The 21,042-nt window shown below is 71.7% G+C and carries 20 protein-coding genes and 1 riboswitch; of the genes, 7 read left to right on the top strand and 13 right to left on the bottom strand.

The features are described from left to right. Positions 1-51: 51 nt before the first annotated feature. Positions 52-918 (bottom strand): DUF1206 domain-containing protein, encoded by an 867-nt coding sequence (locus AC2D8W_RS06440; protein WP_484670836.1) that lies wholly within the window; start codon positions 916-918, stop codon positions 52-54. A gap of 72 nt (positions 919-990) precedes the next feature. Then, positions 991-2,511: a phospholipase D-like domain-containing protein gene (locus AC2D8W_RS06435; protein ID WP_484670835.1), complete on the bottom strand. Its 1,521-nt coding sequence runs from the start codon at positions 2,509-2,511 to the stop codon at positions 991-993. A gap of 364 nt (positions 2,512-2,875) precedes the next feature. Further along, positions 2,876-2,975, top strand: a riboswitch (glycine riboswitch). A gap of 163 nt (positions 2,976-3,138) precedes the next feature. Between AC2D8W_RS06435 and gcvT the strand changes: the two genes are divergently transcribed. The 5 genes from gcvT to AC2D8W_RS06410 all read left to right on the top strand — a co-directional run bounded on the left by gcvT (position 3,139) and on the right by AC2D8W_RS06410 (position 8,519). Then, a complete protein-coding gene (gene gcvT, locus AC2D8W_RS06430) occupies positions 3,139-4,278 on the top strand; it encodes a glycine cleavage system aminomethyltransferase GcvT (protein WP_484670834.1) in 1,140 nt (379 codons plus the stop codon). Positions 4,279-4,457: 179 nt separating this feature from the next. Further along, positions 4,458-4,823 carry a glycine cleavage system protein GcvH gene (gene gcvH, locus AC2D8W_RS06425; protein ID WP_293481309.1) on the top strand — a complete coding sequence of 122 codons (366 nt, stop codon included), beginning with the start codon at positions 4,458-4,460 and terminating at the stop codon, positions 4,821-4,823. 163 nt (positions 4,824-4,986) lie between these two features. Further along, a complete protein-coding gene (gene gcvPA / locus AC2D8W_RS06420) occupies positions 4,987-6,321 on the top strand; it encodes an aminomethyl-transferring glycine dehydrogenase subunit GcvPA (protein WP_484670833.1) in 1,335 nt (444 codons plus the stop codon). Between the two features lie 2 nt (positions 6,322-6,323). Beyond that, entirely contained in the window at positions 6,324-7,889 is a 1,566-nt protein-coding gene (gcvPB, locus tag AC2D8W_RS06415) for an aminomethyl-transferring glycine dehydrogenase subunit GcvPB (RefSeq protein WP_484670832.1), read from the top strand. Between the two features lie 246 nt (positions 7,890-8,135). Then, positions 8,136-8,519: a hypothetical protein gene (locus tag AC2D8W_RS06410; RefSeq protein WP_293481312.1), complete on the top strand. Its 384-nt coding sequence runs from the start codon at positions 8,136-8,138 to the stop codon at positions 8,517-8,519. Positions 8,520-8,572: 53 nt separating this feature from the next. On the opposite strand, the gene AC2D8W_RS06405 is transcribed toward AC2D8W_RS06410, so the two are convergent. Both AC2D8W_RS06405 and AC2D8W_RS06400 read right to left on the bottom strand, forming a co-directional pair. After that, the gene (locus AC2D8W_RS06405) at positions 8,573-9,361 is read right to left on the bottom strand and encodes an SDR family oxidoreductase (protein ID WP_484670831.1); all 789 of its coding nucleotides are present in this window, start codon (positions 9,359-9,361) and stop codon (positions 8,573-8,575) included. Next, positions 9,358-9,687: a nuclear transport factor 2 family protein gene (locus tag AC2D8W_RS06400; RefSeq protein WP_484670830.1), complete on the bottom strand. Its 330-nt coding sequence runs from the start codon at positions 9,685-9,687 to the stop codon at positions 9,358-9,360. The genes AC2D8W_RS06405 and AC2D8W_RS06400 overlap by 4 nt, the downstream gene beginning before the upstream one ends. A gap of 140 nt (positions 9,688-9,827) precedes the next feature. Here AC2D8W_RS06400 and AC2D8W_RS06395 point away from each other — a divergent pair, with 140 nt between their 5' ends. Further along, positions 9,828-10,742, top strand: a complete 915-nt coding sequence (locus tag AC2D8W_RS06395; protein ID WP_484670829.1) for a LysR family transcriptional regulator — start codon at positions 9,828-9,830, stop codon at positions 10,740-10,742. Positions 10,743-11,475: 733 nt separating this feature from the next. On the opposite strand, the gene AC2D8W_RS06390 is transcribed toward AC2D8W_RS06395, so the two are convergent. From AC2D8W_RS06390 to AC2D8W_RS06350, 9 genes are all read right to left on the bottom strand, one after another. Beyond that, positions 11,476-11,967 carry a F0F1 ATP synthase subunit B family protein gene (locus AC2D8W_RS06390; protein ID WP_484670828.1) on the bottom strand — a complete coding sequence of 164 codons (492 nt, stop codon included), beginning with the start codon at positions 11,965-11,967 and terminating at the stop codon, positions 11,476-11,478. Positions 11,968-11,970: 3 nt separating this feature from the next. Then, positions 11,971-12,600: a F0F1 ATP synthase subunit B family protein gene (locus AC2D8W_RS06385; protein ID WP_293485382.1), complete on the bottom strand. Its 630-nt coding sequence runs from the start codon at positions 12,598-12,600 to the stop codon at positions 11,971-11,973. A gap of 28 nt (positions 12,601-12,628) precedes the next feature. Next, positions 12,629-12,853, bottom strand: coding sequence for a F0F1 ATP synthase subunit C (locus tag AC2D8W_RS06380; RefSeq protein WP_293364508.1), 225 nt, complete (start codon positions 12,851-12,853; stop codon positions 12,629-12,631). 37 nt (positions 12,854-12,890) lie between these two features. Next, complete coding sequence (locus AC2D8W_RS06375; protein ID WP_293485380.1) at positions 12,891-13,718, bottom strand: F0F1 ATP synthase subunit A; 828 nt, start codon at positions 13,716-13,718, stop codon at positions 12,891-12,893. 8 nt (positions 13,719-13,726) lie between these two features. Further along, positions 13,727-14,071 (bottom strand): AtpZ/AtpI family protein, encoded by a 345-nt coding sequence (locus tag AC2D8W_RS06370; protein WP_293485377.1) that lies wholly within the window; start codon positions 14,069-14,071, stop codon positions 13,727-13,729. 193 nt (positions 14,072-14,264) lie between these two features. Next, positions 14,265-17,708: a chromosome segregation protein SMC gene (smc, locus tag AC2D8W_RS06365; RefSeq protein ID WP_484670827.1), complete on the bottom strand. Its 3,444-nt coding sequence runs from the start codon at positions 17,706-17,708 to the stop codon at positions 14,265-14,267. A gap of 4 nt (positions 17,709-17,712) precedes the next feature. After that, positions 17,713-18,342 carry a DsbA family protein gene (locus AC2D8W_RS06360; protein ID WP_484670826.1) on the bottom strand — a complete coding sequence of 210 codons (630 nt, stop codon included), beginning with the start codon at positions 18,340-18,342 and terminating at the stop codon, positions 17,713-17,715. Position 18,343: 1 nt separating this feature from the next. Then, complete coding sequence (locus AC2D8W_RS06355; protein ID WP_484670825.1) at positions 18,344-18,967, bottom strand: DsbA family protein; 624 nt, start codon at positions 18,965-18,967, stop codon at positions 18,344-18,346. A 280-nt stretch (positions 18,968-19,247) separates the two neighbouring features. Continuing rightward, complete coding sequence (locus tag AC2D8W_RS06350) at positions 19,248-19,781, bottom strand: DUF721 domain-containing protein (RefSeq protein WP_484670824.1); 534 nt, start codon at positions 19,779-19,781, stop codon at positions 19,248-19,250. Positions 19,782-19,856: 75 nt separating this feature from the next. Between AC2D8W_RS06350 and mutY the strand changes: the two genes are divergently transcribed. Next, positions 19,857-20,912: an A/G-specific adenine glycosylase gene (gene mutY, locus AC2D8W_RS06345; protein WP_484670823.1), complete on the top strand. Its 1,056-nt coding sequence runs from the start codon at positions 19,857-19,859 to the stop codon at positions 20,910-20,912. The last annotated feature ends 130 nt before the right edge of the window (positions 20,913-21,042 follow it).

The raw sequence follows: 21,042 nt of genomic DNA, 5'->3' as shown, positions 1-21,042 counted from the left end.
TCAGACGAGATCAGCAAGCGACCCCAACGGGCTGGATAGGCGCAACGGAGCTCAATGCCCGATCCGACGGAGCACCGCCTTCGTGAAGTTGAACAGGGAATAGGCGACAAAGCCGACCCCCAGCGCGGCCAGCAGCACAGGCCCAAGCGGCTGATCCTTAAGCCGATCCAGCGCGCCCCCGACGCCCCGCGCGTACTCTGGCCTGGCTTGCCAGCCCGCCAAAGCGGTCAGCGCACCGACCGCCACCAGGGCGAAGCCGCGCGAGAACAGGCCCAAGCGCCCGACAACGCCAGCCAGGCGGGCCGGTTCGTCCTCGCAGTCCAGGTCCCGCGTGAAGTGTCCCGTCGCCGCCCTCCACATGTTCGAGACGCCGCTGGCCGCCAGGCCGGCGCCGACCGCCATCAGCAGCAGCCCGCCGCCCGGCAGGTCCAGGGCGCGCGCCGCCAGTGCCTGGGCGCTCGCTTGGTCGTCAATCGGCGCACGCCCGCCCAGGGCGGTCACCACGTGCAGGATCGACATCGCCATCGCCAAATCGACCATGCCTTCGCCGGCTTTCCCCGCGCGACGCATCAAGGCGTCCGTTCGATCCCCGACGCCGTCCGCATCGAGGGCCGCCTGGAGGAAGCGCCAGCTCGCCATCGCCACCAGGCCAACGGCCGTCAAGAGCAGCAGAAGCAGGCCGATCGGCCAATGCGCCCAGGTCTGCAGTGCGCCGATGGGGCCCTCTGGGCGGCGACTGGGGGCCCATGCGGCGAGCAGGCTGAGGGCGCCCACGGTGAGGTAGACTGCGCCTCTGGCGATGTATCCGAAGCGGGCGACCACATCGATGCCCTGCGCCAGCGGCTTGATCCAACCGCGCGCCCGCTTCTCCGGCGGCAGCAGCTTGCGCGCGAGATGTCGGGGCGTCCGCGCCGTCATTCAGACTGTCCGTCCGGGTCGCCGGCGGCCCTTCGCTGAAGGCACGGCGGCGACTGGTCCGGTGCGGCCACCTCACACCGTCTTCGGGCTGAGGCGGCCGCGGACTGCCGGAAGGCCGTCGGAACGCAGATCGGTCGCGGCTTGCGCCAACGCCTGTTTCGCGGCGGCCCGGCGTTGCCACGGCAGCCAGGCATCTTTGGCGCCGACGGGGTCGCCGATGTGGAACGTCGCCACGAAAGCCGCCAACGGCTTCAGGGGCGTGGGTTCGATGGGGCGCAGTCGGCAGAGGCCACGACGACGCAAGGCTTCAATGCCTGCTCCGATGCCGCCCGCAGACCTAGCGGCGCGATCCACCTCGGCTTCGTCGCACGCGAGCCAGTGCGCGATAAGGCGGGTGCGCAGGGCGCGGATGGCGGCGCGCGACGCCGTGCGGTTGTCTCCGCAGGGTTCGAGCGAGACGTCGCACTCGCTGTCGAACCCCATGGACCGATTGTTGAGGTTGGCCGAGCCGATCCGCACCAACACGTCGTCGATGATCGCCAGCTTCGCATGGACGATGATCGCACGGCCCATCGCCGTCACCGGGCTGTAGATTCGGAACCGGTCAAACTTGTCGGCGTCCTTCAGCCGCTTGATGAACAGCGACCGCGTCCGGTCCATCGTCATCTGGTCGAAGTAGCTCGGGGAGTGCTCGGTGGAGACCAGAATGATCTCGGGTCCCGACGGCTCCCCCAACCGCTGCGCTAGGGCCTCGGCGATCATCGGCGAGGTGAAATACTGGTTCTCGAGGTAGATGCACGACCGCGCCGCGGCGATCGAGGCGAGGTAGAGAGCCTCGACCTCCCGGAGCTTCGGATAGTCCCGCCAGCCAGCGCGGGAGCGCGACAGTCCTACCCGGATGTCCTGGAATTGCGGGACGATCTCCCTCGGCCAGGGATCAGCCCGGGTCGGCCCCGGCGCCGCGAGCGCCTCGCCTGTGGCGCGCAGCCACCGGTCACGGAAGAGCTCGCCCAACGCCTGCGCGGGTGGGCCGTCCACCAGGCTCATCACCTCGTGGCGCGCGTCGAAGCAGGGATGATCGCCCGGGATCGCGGCCCGGCGGAGGTTGTCGTCCTCGTGGTCGCAGGTGTCCCAGCGATCGGGGCCGAAGTCGCAACCGCCTGCGAAGGCGATCTTGTCGTCGACGACCACCACCTTCTGGTGATGGCTCGCGCCGTGGGGCAAGCGCCCGTCAAGGACGAACCTCACCCGGGATCCCTTGAAGTACTTGGCGGCCCGCTGCGGATACATGGCCTGCGAGATCGCCACAGGCAGCGCCGCCTTCCAGCAGAGTACGCGCACGTCCAGGTCGGGACGCGTATCAGCGACATCCCTCAGGAACGCCGCGATCCCGCACGACGCCGGGTCGTCAGCCTCCGGAGTGACATCCAGGATGGTCTTCGGGTGGAAGGCCCACCCCAGGATCAGGACCGATCGCTTGGCCTTGCGGACCGCAGACTTCACAGCTGCGAAGTAGTCCGCCACGTCGACGATGATGGCGGCCCTCGGCGCGACGTCCGCCCGCCAGCACGTCGTGTCAACCTTCAGCAGCATCCCGCTCGCCCAAGTAAGCGCGGAAGCCGGCAAAGCCGGCCCCCGCCATCCATTTCTGAGCGCCAAGCGCGGCTGACGCCGGGGCGTCGACTACGGCCCCGCTTGCGGTAAGCCGCTTTCAGGACTTCGGTTCCGTCCGGTCGAAAGCGGTCCTGGCCGGGAAGGACGGTCGAAGACCCGCTCTCCGCACGGATCCGAATGTCGCCTGGTGGCGCATCCAAGACCCCGCGCCCCCTCCTGCGCCACACCTTCCAGCCGATCCCGGGCGCCGGCCCCTGCCCGCACCGCAGGCGCCTCGCGCTCCATCCGCACCCCGGCCCCACGCGCGCCATTGACTCCCCCCGCGCGCCGAACCACAACCCGTCCAACTCTCGCGGGAGAGGCCCTGCTTCGCTGAAGCTACGCAGGGCGCCGAAGGCGCAACCGCCCCGGAAACGCTCAGGCAAAAGGACCGCGACGGGCTGATGAACGCTGGAAAGCAGTCCTGGCGACAGGGCTCGCCGAAGGAGCAGAGGGCCGCCGGGCTTTAGGCGATCCGAAATCTCTCAGGCTCAGAGGACAGCGGGGGCGCCGAACGTCAGGGGGCTGTTCCCCTGCGCGCGCCGTCAGCCGAGGTCCATCCGCCCCGTGAGCCAGAATCCGCCGGACGTCCTGAAGACCACCCCGCTCACCGACGACCACGTCGCGCGCGGCGCGCGGATGGTTCCGTTCGCCGGCTATTCCATGCCGGTGCAGTACGCCGACGGCGTGATGAAGGAGCACCTCTGGACGCGCGAGCACGCCGGCCTGTTCGACGTCTCCCACATGGGCCAGGCGCGCCTTCGCGGCGTCTCGCCCCTCTCGGCCTTCGAGGAGGTGGTCCCCGGCGACTTCATCGGCCTTGCGGCCGGCAAGCAGAAGTACTCGGTGCTGCTGAACCGGACGGGCGGGATCATCGACGACCTGATGGCCGGCCGGCCGACCTCTCCGGATGGAACGGTCGACGACGACCTCTTCCTGGTGGTCAACGGCGCCTGCAAGGACAACGACTTCAAGGTCATTGAGGACGAGCTCGCCGGCCAGGTCGACGTGGTGCGCCTGGAGGACCGGGCGCTGATGGCGATCCAGGGCCCCGAGGCCGCCGCCCTCGTCCAGGCGCACGTGCCCGCCGCGGCCGACATGGTGTTCATGGACATCCGCGCGATGCCCGGCTTCGGGACCGACCTCATCATCTCGCGCTCGGGCTACACCGGCGAGGACGGCTACGAGATCTCCGTGCCGTCGTCCGAGGCCGTGCGGGTCTGGAACCTGCTGCTGGCGGACGATCGCGTGCGGCCCATCGGCCTCGGCGCCCGGGACTCGCTGCGGCTGGAGGCCGGCCTGCCGCTCTACGGCCACGACCTGGACGAGACCGTCTCGCCGATCGAGGCGGGGCTCGCCTTCGCGGTCAACAAGAACCGCCGCGAGCAGCGTGACTTCCCCGGCGCCGCGCGGATCGTCAAGGAGCTGGCCGAGGGTCCGGCCCGGGTGAAGGTGTGCCTGCGCGTGCTGGAAGGCGCCCCGGCCCGCGAGGGCGCCGAGGTGGCCGACGAGTCCGGAAACGTCGTCGGCGTCGTCACCTCGGGCGGCTATTCCCCCTGCCTCAAGGCGGGCATCGCGCTGGCCTTCGTGCCGCCCGCGCTGAAGACCGTGGGCGCGCGCCTGCAGGTCATCGTCCGCGGCAAGCCCCAGCCCGCCGAAGTCGTCCCCAGCCCCTTCGTCCCCCACCGCTACGTGCGCAAGGTCTAGGCGATGAGCACCCCTGGCGCGTCAGCGCCGACAGAATTGAACCACGAACCACACGAACCACACGAACAGTGGCGCAAAGGTTCGCGACGCGACCGCGGGCCGTTCGTGTCGTTCGTGTGGTTCGTGGTCAAAACAGACAGCGCCTGCGGCGCACCCCAGACTCTCTAGGAGACTCCCGAATGCGCTTCACCAAGGATCACGAGTGGGTCGAGCTGGACGGCGACGTGGCCACCGTCGGCATCACCGCCTACGCCGCCGAGCAGCTGGGCGACGTGGTGTTCGTCGAGACGCCCGACGTGGGCAAGGCCGTGAAGGCCGGCGACGCCTTCGCCGTGGTCGAGAGCGTCAAGGCCGCGTCCGACGTCTACGCCCCCGTCTCGGGCGAGGTGGTCGAGGCCAACGGCGAGCTCGCCGGAGCCCCCGAGACCGTCAACGCCGCCCCCGAGGCGGGCGGCTGGTTCGCCAAGGTGAAGCTCGCCGACAAGGCCGAGTACGACGCCCTGATGGACCGCGACGCCTACGAAGCCTTCCTGGCGACCCTCTGACCGCGCGCAGCGCAATCAACTTGACCACGAACCACACGAACCACACGGACACGTTCAAGCCAGGCTCAGCCTTGCCGCTCGCACAGCCCGTTCGTGTGGTTCGTGTGGTTCGTGGTCGATCAATACAGCGCCTGCGGCGCGCAGGACCTAGCGGATTGAGCTCATGAGATACCTGCCCCTGACCGCCGACGACCGCGCCGAGATGCTCGGCGTCATCGGCGCGCCCGACATCGACGCGCTGTTCGCCGACGTGCCGTCAGCGGCCCGCCTGCCTGGCCCCGTCGACCTGCCGCGCCACGCCGGCGAGCTGGAGGTGGAGCGCGAGCTCGCCGGGCTCGCCGCCCTGAACCGCGCCGCCGGCGCCGGGCCGTTCTTCTGCGGGGCGGGCGCCTACCGCCACCACGTGCCGGCCACCGTCGACCACATCATCCAGCGGTCCGAGTTCCTCACGAGCTACACCCCCTACCAGCCCGAGATCGCGCAGGGGACCCTGCAAATTCTCTTTGAATTTCAGACCCAAGTGGCGGGTCTGACGGGCATGGACGTGGCGAACGCGTCCATGTACGACGGGTCGACCGCGTGTTCCGAGGCCGTGCTGATGGCCAAGCGGGTGAACCGGCGGGGCAAGGCGGTGCTGTCGGGGGGGCTGCACCCCCACTACGCGGCCACCACCCAGACCATCGCGCACGCCGAGGGCATGGAGATCGTGCGCCTGCCCGCCGCGATCGACGCCGAGGCCGCCGTCATCGACGCCATCGACGACCAGACCGCCTGCGTCGTGGTCCAGACGCCCAACGTGTTCGGCGTCGTCACCGACGTGACGAAGATCGCCGAGGCGGCGCACGCCCGCGGCGCCCTCCTGATCGTGGTGACCACCGAGGCGGTCTCGTTCGGCCTGCTGAAGAGCCCCGGCGAGATGGGCGCCGACATCGCCGTCGCCGAGGGCCAGTCCATCGGCAACGCCCTGAACTACGGCGGCCCCTACGTGGGCCTCTTCGCCACCCGCGAGAAGCTGGTCCGCCAGATGCCGGGCCGCCTCTGCGGCGAGACCGTCGACGCCGACGGCCAGCGCGGCTACGTGCTGACGCTGTCGACCCGCGAGCAGCACATCCGCCGCGAGAAGGCGACCTCCAACATCTGCACCAACTCGGGCCTCTGCGCCCTGGCCTTCACCATCCACATGACCCTGCTGGGCGGGACGGGCCTGCAGCAGCTCGCCCGCATCAACCACGCCCGGGCGCGCGAGCTGGCGCGGGCCGTGGCCGGCGCCGGGCTCGAGGTGCTGACGCCGCGGTTCTTCAACGAGATCGCCGTGCGCACGAAGGGCCCCGCCGCCCCGCTGGTCGAGCGGCTGGCCGCCCAGGGGATCCTGGCGGGCGTCCCGTTCTCGCGCCTCGACCCGCACGCGGGCCTGGACGACGTGCTGCTGCTCGCCGCCACCGAGACCACCACCTCCGACGACATCGCGGCGCTCGCCGCCGCCCTGAAGGCTCTCTGACGATGACCATGAACACCGTGGGCCGACCCACCCGCCCCGAGGGCGCCGCCGCCGGCGCCGAGGGCTTCCAGTCGCTGACCGGCGCGCGCGGCCTGGTCCAGGACGAGCCGCTGATCTTCGAGCTGGGCGGCTGGACGAAGACCGGCGTCGACCTTCCGGACGTGACCGAGGACGCGGACGACCTTGCCGGCCTCACCCGCGCCGGGCTCGAGCTGCCGGGCCTCTCCGAGCCCGAGGCCATGCGCCACTTCGTGCGCCTCAGCCAGAAGAACCACGCCATCGACCTGGCGCTCTATCCGCTGGGCTCGTGCACCATGAAGCACAACCCGCGCCTCAACGAGAAGGCGGCGCGAATGGCGGGCTTCGCCGACCTGCACCCGCTGCAGCCGGTCTCGACGACCCAGGGCGCCCTCGCCCTGATGGACCGCCTGGCCCACTGGCTGAAGACCCTGACCGGCATGCCCGGCGTGGCGCTGTCGCCCAAGGCCGGCGCGCACGGCGAGCTCTGCGGCCTGCTCTGCATTAAGGCGGCGCACGAGGCCGCCGGCCAGGGCAGCCGCCGCACCGTGCTGGTCCCCACCAGCGCCCACGGCACCAACCCCGCCACCGCCGCCTTCGTCGGCTACACCGTCACGGAAATCGCCCAGACCGCGGACGGCCGCGTCGATCTCGCCGACCTGGAAGCCAAACTCGGCGAGCATGTCGCGGCGATCATGGTGACTAACCCCAATACATGCGGACTATTCGAGCGCGACATTATTGACATCGCCAAGCTTACGCATGCGGCTGGCGCCTACTTCTACTGTGACGGCGCCAATTTTAACGCCATCGTCGGCCGCGTCCGGCCCGGTGATCTTGGCGTCGACGCCATGCACATCAACCTGCACAAGACCTTCTCCACCCCGCACGGCGGCGGCGGGCCGGGCGCGGGACCGGTGGTGCTCTCGGCGGCGCTGGCGCCCTTCGCCCCCGCCCCCTGGGTGGTCAGCGGCGAGGCCGGCCTGTCGCTCGCCGAGGCCGCCGAGGGCGAGGCGGCCCAGGCCTTCGGCCGCATGTGCGCCTTCCACGGCCAGATGGGCATGTTCGTCCGCGCCTACGCCTACATGCTGAGCCACGGCGCCGACGGCCTGCGCCAGGTGGCCGAGGACGCGGTGCTGAACGCCAACTACATCAAGGCCCGCCTGGGCGACGTGATGACGCCGGCCTTCCCCGACGGCCCGTGCATGCACGAGGCCCTGTTCGACGACCGCTGGCTGGACGGCACCGGCGTCACCACCCTCGACATCGCCAAGGCCATGATCGACGAGGGCTTCCACCCGATGACCATGTACTTCCCGCTGGTCGTCCACGGGGCGATGCTGATCGAGCCGACCGAGACCGAGTCGAAGCGCGAGCTCGACCGCTTCTGCGACGCCCTGCGCGCCCTGGCCCTGGCGGCCAGGGGCAACGACGACAAGGACCGCTTCAAGAACGCCCCGCACCTGGCGCCCCTGCGCCGCCTGGACGAGACCCTGGCCGCCCGCAAGCCCAAGCTCGCCTGGCGCCCGGAGACGCTCGCGGCGGAGTGACGCGCCATCGCACAGGGACGGACGAGCCGCGGATGACGGGAGCGCACAGGCTCTGCACCGTCCCTGTGTCGAGCCTGCATGAGGGGTGTGGCGCCCGCGCCATCAGCGGCGGAATACGGTCGCGTTAGGAAAATTTAACGGCGGGTCGTCTTTACGAGTCTCCCGGACGTAAGCATATGAACTTTGTGACGACGGATCCTCCCCGCTCCGCCGCGCACTCCCCAGGACTACCAAGTGACTTTCGCCATGCCCTCTTTGCGCGTCTATCGCGCTGCGGATGACTTCGCGCGCGAAGTCGCCGGCCGCATCAAGCGGACGGGGATGGTGCTGCTTGGCCTGGCGATCATCGCCCTCGGCATCCTCATCGCCCCCATCCCCGGCCCCGGCGGCATCCCCGTCATCGTGGTGGGCGTGATGATCGTGCTGCGCCACAGCTTCAAGGCGCGCCGGCAGTTCGTGAAGCTGCACCGCGCCTATCCGAAGACCCTCTACCCGATCCGCCGACTGCTGCGGCGCGAGCCGGAAGTGGTGGCCCTCTTCTACCACCAGACCCTGCGCGTCGAGCGCATCCTGCTGCCGCGCAAGCTGCGGTGGGTGAAGGGCGTGCGGCGGCGCTTCCGGAGGCGGTAGGCGCCGCCCTGGCGCCCCAGGACGACGTCGCCGCCAGGTGAAGCGCGACCTGGTCAGACCGTCGGGACCGTTCCCCCGTCGATGACGTACTCCGCGCCGTGGATCGACGCCGCCCGCGGCGAGGCCAGGAAGGCGATCAGTTCGGCGACCTCGTCCGGCTCCGCGGGACGTCCCATGGGGATGCCCCCGAGCGCGTCGAGGATGCTCTGCCGCGCTGCCTCCACATCGCCGCCCATGCTTTGTGCGGTGCGCCGGACCAGCGCATCCGAAGCCTCCGTGTAGATCCAGCCGGGCGAGACGACGTTGATCCTCACGCCCTTGGGCCCAAGCTCCCGCGACAGCGCCTTGCTGTAGGTCGTCAGCGCCGCCTTCGCGGCGGCGTAGGCGATCGTGGAGTCGGGCAGCGGCAGCTTCCGCTGGATCGACGACACGTGGATCACGGCGCCGCGGCCGCGGTCGACCATCGTCGGGATGAGGGCTTGATCGAGCCGTACCGCCGCCATGAGGTTGAGGTCGAGCTCGGCGCGCCAGTGGTCCTCGGTCAGCGCCGCGAAGCCGCCCGCCGGCGACGACGAGCCGCCGACGACGTGAACGAGGATGTCGACGCCGCCCATCCGCTCGAGCGCAGCCTCCGCCAGCCGGGCCGGGCCCAGCGTCGTGCTCAGGTCGGCCGCAACCACTTGGGCGCCCGAGGGGACCTCGGCGCCCGCGCGCGCGGCCGTGACCACCGTTGCGCCCCCGGCGACGAAGCGCTTCACCGTCGCCAGGCCCGCGCCCTTCGTGCCGCCCGTGACCACCACGCGGCGGCCTTCGAACTCCGTCCTGAGGTCCAGCGACGTCATCCTGCGATCTCCAGGGCCGCGATCGCATCGCCGCGCAGGGCGAAGCGGAAGGTCAGGCGGATCGGGCTGCCGGGGAAATCGCGGGCGGTCGGCCCCTCCACCACGGCGATTCCGTCTTCCATCCGGCAGGTGTCGGGCGTGAAGACCGCGCGGTTCGCGATCGTGGCGTCCAGGATCCAGGCTCGGATGTCATCCCGCCCGGCGTGGCGGCGGGCCTCGTCGAACACGACCGCGTCGTCGGCGAAAGCCGAGAGCATGCCGTCGGCGTCAAGGCGCGCGTTGGCCGCGACATACGTCCGGATCGGGTATGGCAGGTCGATGGGCATGAGTGTCTCCGTGCAGGTCCATTCGCGCTCGTGAAGCCGACCAACCCGCGCCCCGCGTTCGCGATCCCGCCAACCTAAGCGTCGACAATTCAGCCGATAATCGGGACAAACGAGGACGACGTGTTACGATTATCGGGACAATGACCCAAAGCCCCCTCACCGAACTGGACGCCGTGCTCGCGATCGCGCGCTGGGGAAAGTTCCGCGCGGCGGCGCTCGAGCTCGGGATGTCGACCAGCGCCCTCAGCAATGCCGTCAACAAGCTGGAGCGGCAGTTGGGCGTCCGGCTGTTCAATCGCACGACGCGAAGCGTCTCGCTCACCGAGGCGGGGCGGAACTTCATCGCGCAAATCGGGCCGGCGCTGCAGGACATCCACGACGCCATCGAGGCCGCCCGCTCGCAGCAGGCGACGCCATCGGGGACCCTGCGCATCAACGCCTTCCCGACGGCGGCGCGCGAGATCTTCGGAACGCTGGTGCTGCCGTTCCTGCAACGCTATCCGCAGGTCCATGTCGACGTCGTCACGGAAGGGCGGCTGGTCGATATCGTCGCCGGAGGGTTCGACCTGGGCGTCAGGAGCGCCGACCTCGTACCGGCCGACATGATCGCCATCCCCATCGGCGCCGCGCGGCGCAATGTGGTGGTCGGCACGCCCGCCTACTTCGAGACCCACGGCAGGCCCGCGATACCGCAGGACCTGGCGAAGCACGTCTGCTTCCGCGTCCGGCTTCCCAACGGCGCGATCCATCGCTGGCCGTTCGAGAAGGACGGCCGATCCGTCCACGTCGACGTCACGGGTCCCGCCACGCTGGACGAGGCGACCCTCGCCCGCGCCGCCGCCCTCGCCTCGTCCGGCCTAACGCTCGCGATGGAATCCGACGTGCGCGAGGACATCGAACAGGGACGCCTCGAACCGGTCCTGGAGGACTGGACCCCCACGATGCCGCCGCTGTGCCTCTACTACCCGAGCCGGCGCAACCCGACCGCCGCCTTCAAGGCCTTCGTCGACTTCGCCCGCAGGCGTCCCGGCAGGGCGGCGGCGCGGTGGGCCTGAGACCCGCCTCGGCGCGACGCTTACCTCCCCCGTCGCGGCAGCGACGGCGGGAGGGGGACCGCCCGCCGAGGCCGGCGCGAGCCGGCCGGAGAGCGGGGGGTGGAGGGGGCGAACCTCATCCGCCGAGCCCAACACGCCCGATCGTTCTGCAGCGCCGGCCGCTCGCCCCCTCCACCACTCGCTCTTCGGCTGCGCCTCGGCGACCGGTCCCCCTCCCGCCGCTTCGCGGGGGAGGTAAGAGGCCAGTGGACTTTTGCGGACGTTATCCCCGCTCCTCTCGTCATCCAGGGGCGCAGCGCTCGAAAGAGCGCGGAGACCCGGGATGCAGCCCCACCGCCCGCAAAGCTGCGCCATGACGGGCGGACGCCGCAGGCGCTCGATTGAACCGCGGAGGGCGCAGAGAAGAACGCAGAGGCCGCGGAGATCTCCGCGGCCTCTGCGGTCAAGCCGGGCGGCGCCACCGCTCCGCGGCAACCGGGCCCGGTCTTCGCCCGCGGCGAAACCAGGATGACGGCGGTGGGGTGATGGGGAGCGGGGTGTCCACGAACCCCGGGATCCTTCGAGCCGGCGACGCGGCCTTCTCCCCAGAGCGGAAGGCGGCGCGGGCGGATCGGTGGTGGGTCGCGGGGTTCGTGGACAGGTCGCGGGCGGCGGACGTTCCCCAACGCCGCCGTCCGGCCGCGGGCCGCCGCTTCAGCCAGGCTGAAGGGGCGGACGGCCCGGTCTCGTCAATCTATTGCAGCTTGCCCGCCAGCTGGCCGATCGCCTTGTCGATCAGCGGGTCGGACTTGGCGCCGGCCAGACGCGTGGTCAGCACCTGCTCGGCCATCTGGGCCGCGAGCTCGGCGGCGGCGGCGCGGACCTCGGCGGCGGCCTGGGCCTCGGCCTGGGCGATCTTGCGCTCGGCCATCTGGCCGCGGCGCTGGAGCTGTTCGGCGAGCTTCGTCTGGGCCTCGGCCTGGAGGCGCTGGGCCTCCTCCTGAGCGTTGGCCAGCATCTCGGCCGCCAGCTTGTCGGACGCTTCCTTCTGGGCCTTGACCTGGGCGAGCAGGGCCTGGGCCTCGTCGCGCAGGGCCTGGGCCTCGTCCAGTTGGGCCTGGACCTTGGCGCCGGCGTCGCCCAGCATCTTCCAGACCAGGCGGTGGACGCCGGCGGCCACGAGGACGCCGATGAACACGAGGAAGGCGACGGCGACCCAGAAGTGGGAGTCGAGCAGCAGGTTCATCGCTTACCCCTTGGCCGCGCCGGCGAGTTCGGCGGCGGTGGCCGGCTTGCCCGTCAGCTTGGCGACGATCGCCTGGGCGGTGTCTCCGGCGATGCCGGCGACGTTGGTCATCGCCTGTTCGCGGGCCTTGGCGATGCGCGCCTCGGCCTCGGCGCCGGCGGCGGCCAGCTTGGCCTCCTCCTCGGCGAGACGGGCGGCGATCTCGGCCTGCGCCTTGGCCCGGGCCTCGGCGGCCACGCGCTGGGCGCCGGCGCGGGCCTGGGCGGCCTCGGCGGCGGCGGCCTGCGCCTGGGCGTCGGCCTCTTCCTTCATCCGGCGGGCCTCGGCGATGTCGCCGCTGATCTTGGCCTCGCGGGCCTCGATCGTGCCCCCCACCTTCGGCGCCGCGAAGAAGCGGATGAACGCCATCAGGGCGAAGAAGACGATCAGGAACCAGGCGATCTGGCCCGGCCACTGCGCGAAGTCGAACTGCGGCAACCCGCCTTCGGCATGCGCCTCGGCGGCGCCATGCGCGCCGGGGGCCACGCCTTCGTGTCCGGGCGAGGCGGGGGCGGCGCCCGGCGTCAGGCCGGGGTCCGTGGTCCCCGCGCCGTGGCCTTGGGCCGGCCCGTGGTCTTCAGCTTGCATCGCCATGGCGGCGGAGCCCTGCCTTGTCCGTGGATCAGCCGAACAGGATGATCAGCGACACGACGAAGCTGAACAGGCCCATGGTTTCGGTCAGCGCCATGCCCAGGAACAGCATCGTCTGCTGGCTGGCGGCGGCCGACGGGTTGCGGATCGCGGCCTGCAGGTAGTTGCCGAACAGCGAGCCCAGGCCGACACCGGCCCCGATCATGCCCGACGTGGCGAGGCCCGCGCCGATCAGCTTGGCGGCTTCAGCTTCCATTGGTTCTAGTCCTCTCGAATGAGCTTGTTGGGTTGGATCAGTGGCCGTGACCGAAGTTCACGACCTCGTTGAGGTACACCGTGGCCAGCGCCGTGAAGACGAAGGCCTGCAGGAGGGCGACGATCAGCTCGAGGCCGGTAAGGCCGACGATCATGGCGAAGGAGAGCGCGCTGGGCACGAAGAGCAGGCTCGACAGGCCGCCCGACATGCCCGCCAGGCCCAGGGCCACGACGAACGAGCCGAACAGGCTGAGCACCACGTGGCCGCCCAGCATGTTGCCGAAGAGACGCATGGCGAGCGTCACCGGGCGGACGAAGTAGGAGATCATCTCGATCACCACCATGGCCGCGCCGCCGGCCACGCCCATGCCGGGCACCCAGAAGAGCGTCAGGAACTTCGGCCCGTGCTTGATGAAGCCCAGGATGAAGACGCTGAAGAAGGTGAGGACCGCGAGCGTGGCAGTGACCGCGAGCTGCGAGGTGACCGTGAAGGTCGCCGTCACGCCGACCAGGCTGAAGACCGAGAGCACGACGCCCATCAGGTTCAGCACGAAGATCACGCAGAAGAGGGTGAAGAGGTAGGGGATGTAGGGTCGGCCGTGCGGCCCGATGATCGGGGTGACGAGCACCCTGTCGACGATGTTGTAGAGCCCCTCCACGGCCGCCTGGGCGCGGTTCGGGACGATCTGGCCGCGGGCCGTGAGCAGGAAGAAGGCGACCAGCACCGCGGCGCCGACCCACATGGCCACGACCGCGTTGGTGATCGCCATGTCGAACGTGACGCCGCCCACCTGGAAGACCGGACCGTCCCAGATCTTCTGGATCAGGAACTGGTGCATCGGGTCGATCTTCGGCCCTTCAGCCATCTCGTCCTCTAGTCCTCATCCTCGTCGGGAACGCTGGGCAGGGGCCCGGCCTTCGCCGCGTCTCGTTTCTGCGTCCGCGCGGCGGTGCGGACCGCCACGAAAATCGAAAGCCCGGCGCCCAGGAACAGTCCGAAGACCAGACCCAGGGGCTCAGGTGTGATGAAGCGGTCAGCGAGCCAGCCGAGAGCGGCGCCCATGAACACCCCACCGACCACTTCTCCAAGGAAGCGGTAACCCTGCGCCATGGCCCGGTGCGAGTCGCCGCTCGCCTTGCGGGCCTGCGCCGCCTCGGCCGCGGCGATCCGTCGGTCGAGGCTGTTCGCCTCGGCGTTCGGCTCGTCCGGAAGGGGCATTCGTGGGAAGGCCTTTCGACCGCCACGTCGCCGCCACGGCGGGGGCTTCAGGTCGCGCGGAACCTATAGAGCCGTGTGCAGTGCGTCAAGGCTGGTTGGGAAGTATATAAGTCACTGATATAACGGAGAAAATCGAGGGTGTGGCAGAACGTCCGCCGTTGCCGCACGGGAAAGCCGGGGGACGACGGGACGGCTACTGCGCCGCCATCGCCTCGGCCTGGCGCAGGTCGACCGAGACCAGCTGGGAGACGCCGCGCTCGGCCATGGTGACCCCGAACAGCCGGTCGGTGCGGGCCATGGTCACCGGGTTGTGGGTGATGACGATGAACCGCGTCTCGGTCTTGCGGCACATCTCGTCCAGCATGTTGCAGAAGCGGTCGACGTTGGCGTCGTCGAGCGGGGCGTCCACCTCGTCGAGCACGCAGATGGGCGACGGCTGGGCCAGGAACACCGCGAAGATGAGCGCGCTGGCCGTCAGCGCCTGCTCGCCGCCGCTCATCAGGCTCATGGTGGCGAGCCGCTTGCCCGGCGGGCAGGCGTAGATCTCCAGGCCAGCCTCCAGGGGATCGTCGGACTCCACCAGCCGCAGCTCGGCCTGGCCGCCCTGGAAGAGCGTCTCGAACAGGGTCTTGAAGTGCTCGTTGATGACGCCGAAGGCGGCCGTCAGCCGCTCCCGGCCCTCGTGGTTCAGCTCGTCGATCCCCTGGCGCAGGCGGGCGATGGCGCCGGTCAGGTCGGCGCGCTCGTGGTTCATGCCTTCGAGGCGGCCGGCGAGCTCGCCGGCCTCCTCCTCGGCGCGCAGGTTGACGGGGCCGATCGCCTCGCGCTGGCGCTCGAGGTTGAAGAGGTGCGCCTCCATGCCCTCGGCGTCGGCCGGGACCGCCACCGCCTCGTCGGCGAGCTTGCGCGCCAGCGCCTCGGGCTCCATCCGCGCGGCTTCGCGGATGTTGGCCGAGACCTCGGCCAGCCGCTGGGCGGCGGCCTCGGCGTGGGCCGAAAGGCTGGCGCGCAGCTCGCGGGCCTCGGAGGCGGCGGCCTCGGTCGCCCGGAGCGCCCGATCGGCCTCGGCGCGCTCGTGCTCGGCCGCGGCCAGGGCGTCTGACGTCTTCGCGCGGCGCGCCTCGGCCGTGGCCAGCTCGTCCAGCAGCGCGACCTTGCGCGCCTCCAGCGTGGACGGCGCGTCCTGCACGGCCGCGAGCGCCGCGGCGGCCTTCCCCCGCGCGTCGTCCAGCTGCGCCACCCGCCGGGCGGCGGCGGCGGCGCGGCGGCTCCAGTCCTCGTGCTCGCGCTTCAGGGTCTCGAGCCGGCCGGTGCGGCCGTTGCGCTCGCGGATTTCCATCTCGTAGGCCGCCCGCGCCTGGGCCGCCGCCTCCCGCGCGGGGCCCGCCGCGCCGCGCGCAGCCGCCAGACGCGCCACCAGGTCGTCCGCCTCCCCCGGCCCTTCGGCCTCGGCGGTCACGGCGGCCAGCGCCTGCTCGTGCTCGGCGAACTCGGCCTCGAACCGCCCGATCAGGTCGTCCAGCGACGCCGCGCGCTGGGCCTTCAGCGCCGCCTCGCGGTCGTACCGCTCCAGCGCCGAGCGGGCCTGCGACGCCTTCTGCTCGAGGAGCGGCGGCTCGCGGCGGGCGGCGCGGAGGGTTTCGTCGGCGGCGCGGACGCGGGCCTGGGCGGCGGCGGCGGCTTCGCGGGCGGCGCGGGCCCTGGGCTCCAGCCCCTCGATCTCGGCCTCGACCTCGGCCAGCCGGGTCTTCTGCTCCAGGCGCACCGCGGCGGGCTTCGGCGCCTCGGCGCGCGCCGTGAAGCCGTCCCAGCGCCAGAGATCGCCCTCCACGGACACCAGCCGCGCGCCGGCCGGCAACGTCTTCTGCAGCCGGTCGCCGTCGGTGCGGTCCACCAGCGCCACATAGGCGAGACGCGCCCGGAGCGCCGCCGGGACCTTCACAAGCGGCGCGAGCGGCGTGGCGCCCTGCGGCCAGGCCGGCGCGGGAATCTCGCGGCCGCCCCAGTGCGCAGGGGCGGCGGGATCGAGCGCGGCGTCCAGGTCGTCGCCGAAGGCCGCGGCGAGCGCGCGCTCGTAGCCGCGGTCGGGGGAAACGGATTCGAGCGCGGGGGCAAAGCCGCCGCGCTTCGCCTGGGCGACCAGGGCGGCCAGCGCCCGCGCCTCGGCGGTCAGCCGGCCCAGGTGCTCGTCCTGCTTGCGCGATGCCTCACGGGCGACGGCCTCGGCCTCGTTCGCCTTCGTGCGCTCGTCCTCGGCCAGCTCCAGGGCGGACCGGGCCGCGGCCAGCGCCTGCTCGGCGGCTTCGAAGTCGGCCCGGGCCTGAGCCGCCTGCGGGTTCAGCGCCGGGCCCAGCGCCTGGCGTTCCTGCCGCGCCTGATCCAGCGCCCGCCGCGTGCGGGCGACCCGCGTCTGCGCCTCGTCGATGCGCGCCTGCGCGGCGCGCCGCTGGGCCTCGTGTGTGGCCAGCTCGGCGGCGAGCCGCTCGACCTCGGCGTCGGCTGCCGCCCGCGCCGCCTCGGCCGCCTTCGCCGCCGCCTCGAGCTCGGGACCGCGCTCGGGCGCCGCGGCGATCTGGGCCTCCAGCGCGGCGAGGTCGTCGGCCAGGCGCTTCAGCGCCACCTCGGCGTCCTCGGTGATGTGCGCCTCGCGGGCGCGGTCGGCGTCGATCCGCTCGACGTCTCCGGTCAGGCGAGCCAGCTCGGCGGCGTGGGCCTCGGCCTCCCGGTCGAGACGGTCCTTGTCGATGGCCAGCTTGTGCAGGATGGCGGCGGCCACCGTCTCGGCCTCGCGCAGCGGCTTCAGCGCGGCCTCGGCCTCGGCGGCGCGCGTGGTCGCCCCGGCGGCTGCCCGCGCGGTCTCCTCGACCGCCCGCACGGCAGCCCGCGCCTCGGCGGCGATCCGCTCGGCCGCTGCCCTGGCCTCGGTCCACTTGGCCACGAGCACGGCGCCCTGCAGGGCGCGGATCTCGGCGGACAGCTTCTTGTAGCGCTCGGCCGCGCGCGCCTCGCGCTTCAGCCGCCCCAGGTTGGCCTCGAGCTCGCGGGCCACGTCGTCAAGGCGCGTGAGGTTCGTCTCCGCCGCCCGCAGCCGCAGCTCGGCCTCGTGGCGGCGGGAATGGAGGCCCGAAACGCCGGCCGCCTCTTCCAGGATCAGGCGGCGGTTCTGCGGCTTGGCGGCGATCAGCTCCGAGATCTGGCCCTGCCGGACGAGGGCGGGCGAGCTGGCGCCGGTCGAGGCGTCGGCGAACAGGAGCTGGACGTCACGCGCGCGGACCTCGCGCCCGTTGATCCGATAGGTCGAGCCCGCGCCGCGGTCGATGCGCCGCACCACCTCGAGCACCGGATGGTCGTTGAAGGCGGCCGGCGCGCGCCGGTCGGCGTTGTCGATGGTGAGCGAGACCTCGGCGTGGTTGCGCGCCGGGCGGTTCGAGGCGCCGGCGAAGATGACGTCGTCCATGCCGCCGGCCCGCATGGCCTTGGCGGAATTGGCGCCCATCACCCAGCGCAGCGCTTCCAGCAGGTTGGACTTGCCGCAGCCGTTGGGGCCCACGATGCCCGTGAGCCCGGGCTCGATGCGAAACTCCGTCGGTTCGACGAAGGACTTGAAACCCGCGAGCCTGAGCCGCTGGAAGTGCACGCCCCTAGCGCCTCCCGGCCGGCTTGAGCGCCCGGGCGATGGCCGCGTCGAGCTCGGCCAGGGTGGGCACGGTCTGGTTCGGCAGCAGGACGCCGTTGACGAAGAAGGTCGGCGTGCCCGTCACCTTGTCGGTCCCGGTGGCGTACTCGAGCCGGGCCTGCAACGCCTCGCTGGCCTTCTCGTCCACGAGGCACGCCTCGAACTGCGCCTCGGTCAGGCCGTTCTGCCGGGCGATCTCCAGGAACAGCGGCTTGATGCTGCCCTGCTGCCAGCGCGCCTGGCTCCGGAACACCTGATCGACGATCCGGAAGTAGGTCGCCGCGTCACCCTTGCAGCGGGCCATCAGCACGCCCGCGGCCGCCACGTTGGCCGGCGCGGTCAGCAGCTCGCGCACCGTGAAGTAGACGCGCCCGGTGTCGATGTACCTGGCCTTGAAGGCCGGGAAGACGTCGGCGTGGAAGTGGGCGCAGTGCGGGCAGGTCAGCGACAGGTACTCGACCACGTGGACCGGCGCCTTGGGATCGCCCAGGCTCATGTCACCCGGGGCGGCCTTGACCGCCGACCACGCCGGCGCCGCGGCAAGACCGGCGGCGGCCGCCGTCACGAGCGCGGCGCGGCGGGTGAGCGCGGCCACCCTACTTCGAGGCCTCGGCCACGGCGGCGTCGAGCTCTTCCATGGTCATGGCGCCCTCCTTCACCTTCTTGCCGTTGAAGAAGAAGGTGGGGGTGGAGCTGATGTTGCGGTTCCTGATCGAGGCCTGGACGCGGTCGGACAGAGCCTTGTTGGCCGCCTCGTCGGACACGCACTTGTTGAACTGCTCCTCGTTCATCCCGGCCGACTGGGCCACCTTGAGCAGCGTGCCGCGGGCGTCGCCGGTGGCGAACATCTCGGCCTGGCTGTGGAACAGCGCGTCGATGACGGCGAAATACTTGTCCTTGCCGGCGCAGCGGGCGGTCAGGAAGCCGGCGGCGGCCACGGCCTCGGGCGGCGTCAGGAACTCGTGCAGCGTGTAGCGCACCTTGCCGGTGTCGATGTACTTGGCCTTGAACTGGCCGAAGACCTGGTTGTTGAAGTCGCCGCAGTGGCTGCAGGTGGTGGAGGCGTACTCCTCCATGTGCACCTTGGCGTTGGGGTCGCCCATGGTCATGGCGTCGCCCGTGGTGGCGCTTCCGCCTCCGACGCCCTGGTTGCAGCCGGCCAGCGCCAGGGCCGCGCCAGCGGCGGCGGCCATCAGCAGACGGCGGGTGAGGTTCGACATCGATGACCTTCCGGCAGTTCTGAACAAAGGATTAAAGCGCGATTCCCGCGCGGCCCAAGGCGCCCCCTTCGGCGCGCCCCGCAGGCTCAGGCTGCGGATGGGACCACGGCGGATTTAAGTCAACTCGGACGGGCGCCATTCAGCAGCCCGCCCTGTTCGCGAATGAACACCAATGCACACGAATGGGGCCGGGGTCCCTCCGCGCATTCGTGTCCGTCGTGTTCATTCGTGGACAGACAAGGTTCGCGGTTCAACGGGACTGCGCCTGCGGCGCCCGACGCTAGCGCCCCCGGCGCAGGACAGCGCGGCCGAGCTTGAGGAGCTGGTCCTTGAGCTTGCCGTCGGGCGCCCCGGCGAGGCTCTGCGCCAGGTCGGCCTCGAGCGCGGCGTCCAGCGGCGCGGCGCGGCGCGGCGGCGGTGGGGCTTCGCGGCGCTGCAGCGGGCCCTGGACGATCCGCAGCTTCTGCACCGCCTCGGGCCCCAGGAAGACGTTCACCCGCGCCAGCACCTCGTGGGCCTGGTGCTGGATGATGGCCGCGGCCGGCCCGGCCACCCGGATCTCCAGCGACGAGGGACCGCCGGCGCGGCCGCGCACCAGCTTCACCGGCTCGGTCCGCCGGGCGATCTCGGGCCCCACGATCTCGCGCCAGCGGGCCGCGAGCGCGCTCGCGCCCTGGCCGAACCGGCCGTCGAGCTCCTTGACGTAGCGGTTCAGGGCACGGCCCGCCGGCGGCGGCGGGCGCCGCTGCGGCCGCGTGCGCTTGGCGGCGAGGATCGCACGCGCTTCTTCGAGGGTCGGGAGCCGCCGCCGCATGTCCTCTCTTTAGCCGTCATCGCGGGGTCCCGGATAGACGCTGCGCGGCGCCCGCGATGACGCTAAGGAGGGTTCGTGACGACCGACGCGCTCCGCGCCCGACTCCTGGCCTGGTACGACGCCAACGCGCGCACGCTGCCGTGGCGGGTGGGCCCGCGGGACCATGCGTCCGGCGTCCGGGCCGACCCCTACCGCGTCTGGCTGTCGGAGGTGATGCTGCAGCAGACCACGGTGCCGCACGCCGCGCCCTACTTCCTGAAGTTCACCGCCCGCTGGCCCACGGTGGTCGACCTCGCCGACGCTGACGACGGGGACGTCATGGCCGCCTGGGCGGGCCTGGGCTACTACGCGCGGGCCCGCAACCTGCTGGCCTGCGCGCGGGCGGTGGCGCGGGACCACGGCGGCGTGTTCCCCGACACCGAGGAAGGCCTGCGCGGCCTGCCGGGCCTCGGCCCCTATACGGCGGCGGCCGTGGGGGCGATCGCCTTCGACCGGCCGACCAACGTCGTCGACGGCAATGTGGAACGGGTGATGGCGCGGCTGTTCGCGGTCGAGGCGCCGCTGCCCGACGCCAAGCCCGAGCTGAAGCGGCTGGCGGCGGGCCTGGTGACCGCGGAGCGCCCCGGCGACTGGGCGCAGGCGCTGATGGACCTGGGCGCCACGGTGTGCCGGCCCAAGGCGCCGCTCTGCGACCGCTGTCCCATCGCCGGCCACTGCGCGGGACTGGCGAGCGGCGCGCCCGAGACCTTTCCACGCAAGGCCGCCAAGGCCGAGCGGCCGCACCGCCACGGCGTCGCCTATGTGCTGACGCGCGATGACCGGATCGCGCTCGTCCGCCGGCCGCCGAAGGGCCTGCTGGGCGGCATGCTGGCGCTGCCCACCACCGACTGGCGCGCCGAGCGGTGGACGCATGCCGAGGCGCTGGCCGCCGCGCCGGCCGCGGCCGACTGGCGCGGCGTCGGCGAGGTGGAGCACGGCTTCACCCACTTCACCCTGACGCTGCAGCTGCTGCGGGCGGAGGGCGCCGCCGCCGACGCCGACGGCCTGATCTGGAGCCCGCGCCGCGACCTGGACGCCCTGCCCAGCGTGTTCCTGAAGGCCGCCAGGAGCGGCCTGACCAACCTGCTCTAGGGTACAACGGCTTCCGCTCGTCCCGGCGAATGCCGGGACCCAGATCCAGGTCCGAGGCCTGATGGGAAGGGCCACGAGCGTCTGGAACCCGCCTTCTAGCCATTCCATCTGGGTCCCGGCATTCGCCGGG

It is taken from the genome of Phenylobacterium sp. T106, assembly GCF_057219735.1.
The sequence above is the reverse complement of the archived record's forward strand: the minus strand, read 5'-3'. Positions and strand labels throughout refer to the sequence as shown.

Bases quoted from the DNA above. Each gene is read 5' to 3' on its own strand.
- AC2D8W_RS06380 (WP_293364508.1), bottom strand. From the start codon at position 12,853: ATGGAAGCTGAAGCCGCCAAGCTGATCGGCGCGGGCCTCGCCACGTCG.
- AC2D8W_RS06375 (WP_293485380.1), bottom strand. From the start codon at position 13,718: ATGGCTGAAGGGCCGAAGATCGACCCGATGCACCAGTTCCTGATCCAG.
- AC2D8W_RS06350 (WP_484670824.1), bottom strand. From the start codon at position 19,781: ATGCGGCGGCGGCTCCCGACCCTCGAAGAAGCGCGTGCGATCCTCGCC.
- AC2D8W_RS06410 (WP_293481312.1), top strand. From the start codon at position 8,136: ATGCCCTCTTTGCGCGTCTATCGCGCTGCGGATGACTTCGCGCGCGAA.
- AC2D8W_RS06370 (WP_293485377.1), bottom strand. From the start codon at position 14,071: ATGCCCCTTCCGGACGAGCCGAACGCCGAGGCGAACAGCCTCGACCGA.
- AC2D8W_RS06435 (WP_484670835.1), bottom strand. From the start codon at position 2,511: ATGCTGCTGAAGGTTGACACGACGTGCTGGCGGGCGGACGTCGCGCCG.
- AC2D8W_RS06395 (WP_484670829.1), top strand. From the start codon at position 9,828: ATGACCCAAAGCCCCCTCACCGAACTGGACGCCGTGCTCGCGATCGCG.
- AC2D8W_RS06400 (WP_484670830.1), bottom strand. From the start codon at position 9,687: ATGCCCATCGACCTGCCATACCCGATCCGGACGTATGTCGCGGCCAAC.
- AC2D8W_RS06390 (WP_484670828.1), bottom strand. From the start codon at position 11,967: ATGAACCTGCTGCTCGACTCCCACTTCTGGGTCGCCGTCGCCTTCCTC.
- AC2D8W_RS06385 (WP_293485382.1), bottom strand. From the start codon at position 12,600: ATGGCGATGCAAGCTGAAGACCACGGGCCGGCCCAAGGCCACGGCGCG.
- AC2D8W_RS06405 (WP_484670831.1), bottom strand. From the start codon at position 9,361: ATGACGTCGCTGGACCTCAGGACGGAGTTCGAAGGCCGCCGCGTGGTG.
- gcvH (WP_293481309.1), top strand. From the start codon at position 4,458: ATGCGCTTCACCAAGGATCACGAGTGGGTCGAGCTGGACGGCGACGTG.
- gcvPA (WP_484670833.1), top strand. From the start codon at position 4,987: ATGAGATACCTGCCCCTGACCGCCGACGACCGCGCCGAGATGCTCGGC.
- gcvPB (WP_484670832.1), top strand. From the start codon at position 6,324: ATGACCATGAACACCGTGGGCCGACCCACCCGCCCCGAGGGCGCCGCC.
- AC2D8W_RS06355 (WP_484670825.1), bottom strand. From the start codon at position 18,967: ATGTCGAACCTCACCCGCCGTCTGCTGATGGCCGCCGCCGCTGGCGCG.
- AC2D8W_RS06440 (WP_484670836.1), bottom strand. From the start codon at position 918: ATGACGGCGCGGACGCCCCGACATCTCGCGCGCAAGCTGCTGCCGCCG.